The sequence below is a fragment of the Psychromonas sp. genome (genome assembly GCF_983033635.1).
The window spans coordinates 3,388-4,919 of record NZ_CEZLMY010000204.1 but is presented as its reverse complement, the minus strand read 5'-3'; the positions used below and the strand labels follow the sequence as shown (position 1 = coordinate 4,919).

Genomic DNA, 1,532 nt, shown 5'->3' with positions numbered 1-1,532 from the left:
ATCCTACAAAAAAGAAGAAGGGCCGAAGCCCTTCTAGTTAATTTGCTTATTGGTTAACGAAGTAACCATTGCAGTTAATAACGCCTGCTGGCTGAGCCGTCAACCCACTTTCAGATGCCCCACACTCTAGTAGGTATGTACCATCATCACGATTAGTGGTGCGTGTCCAATGGCCTTCTGATGTATGTGACATATAACCAGTGCCACCTGCTAGAGCATGCTCCCAAAAGTCTGCACCGTGAGCATCTGTATCGTAGAAGTCAGTAGAGTAACCCGCAAGCGCAGACACCAAAGCGTCAGCATCTAAATTAGCTAGGTTATCACGTACATTAATCCATTCATCTAACCCAACAGGGAAAGCTTCACGGTAGAACCATGTGCCGTTGTGTTCCGTATCTGCAATAGATTCACTCACCTCAACACGGCGGGTAGTTATGTTACCTGCGATATCACCCGTTTCACATTCCGCACGAGTCGAACCTGTATACATTGCATTATTAGTAAGGCCGTACTTCACTGAACCCGTTGCAAGAATGATTTCATTCATGGCACAAACAGGGTTACCTTCGAAGTCTTGCTCTAAAGCAATTTCATGGTTGTATTCAAAACCGTTTGCAGTGATCACAGTACGCTCAGAATCGAGTTCAACTTTTACTGGTGCAAATGTGTCAGTGTCCAGCAAAGTGCGTTTATATGTAACTACGGTAGGGTAAAATACATTCTCAACCAGATACCAGTTAGCATTTAATCGACCATTGTCTTGCACCGTACCTAATTGATAATTAGCAGTGGCAGAAGATGCATTCGGATGAGCGGCACGAATCGCTTTATTAGACTCATAAGACGCTTTTAAACCACGCACTAGGTCGGTCGCTGCATCATATAACTCAGTATCACCACTGGCAACATAGTCAGAGAACAGTTCGGTTACTGATGTGTTGTGGTGTTGAGCGAGGTTAAATGCAATGCCTTGAACAATATCCGCCAAGTTAGCACGTACCGCAACGTTAGTACGTAAAGTAGCACAGTCTACCGCTACGTCTAAGTCGTTCAAGTCTGCTTGTACATTATCCCAAATGTAAGAGGTTAACGGCGTAACGTTGGCAATTTCAGTATCTGTCAAAGCAACTGCACGAGGCGGTAACGTTAACGTGTAAGCTTCGATTACTTCACCTAAATCTTCATCAATAGCACCCACGGGTACATTAACAACAATAGGCGCGTAATCGATACATTCAGCATTAGCGGCGGTCAGATCTAAGTTAAAGTCTCCTGACTCAGTAGTAACCGTTGATGCTTCGCCTTCGTCCAAGACACCGTTATAGTTGGTATCTAAGAAGGCCGTAGCGCCGATTAAGTAACCGTCGATGGCTTTGCCTTGCAGTGTTGTTGTAGGGGCAGGCGTAGGCGTATCAGAGCCACCACCGCCACCACAACCGATTAAAGTTACTGACGTTAACGTTAATGCCAAAATTGATTTTTTCATGTTTTATTATCCTTAATAAGATTAAATGTATTGAGTGATTTTCTTT

1 protein-coding gene is annotated in these 1,532 nt (G+C 44.1%); it reads right to left on the bottom strand.

The features are described from left to right. Window positions 1-46: 46 nt before the first annotated feature. A complete protein-coding gene (locus AC4GME_RS16840) occupies window positions 47-1,486 on the bottom strand; it encodes a hypothetical protein (protein WP_490379835.1) in 1,440 nt (479 codons plus the stop codon). Window positions 1,487-1,532: the final 46 nt, after the last annotated feature.

What these genes read in the sequence shown, in the direction of transcription:
- AC4GME_RS16840 (WP_490379835.1), bottom strand. Translation starts at nt 1,486, where the DNA reads ATGAAAAAATCAATTTTGGCATTAACGTTAACGTCAGTAACTTTAATC.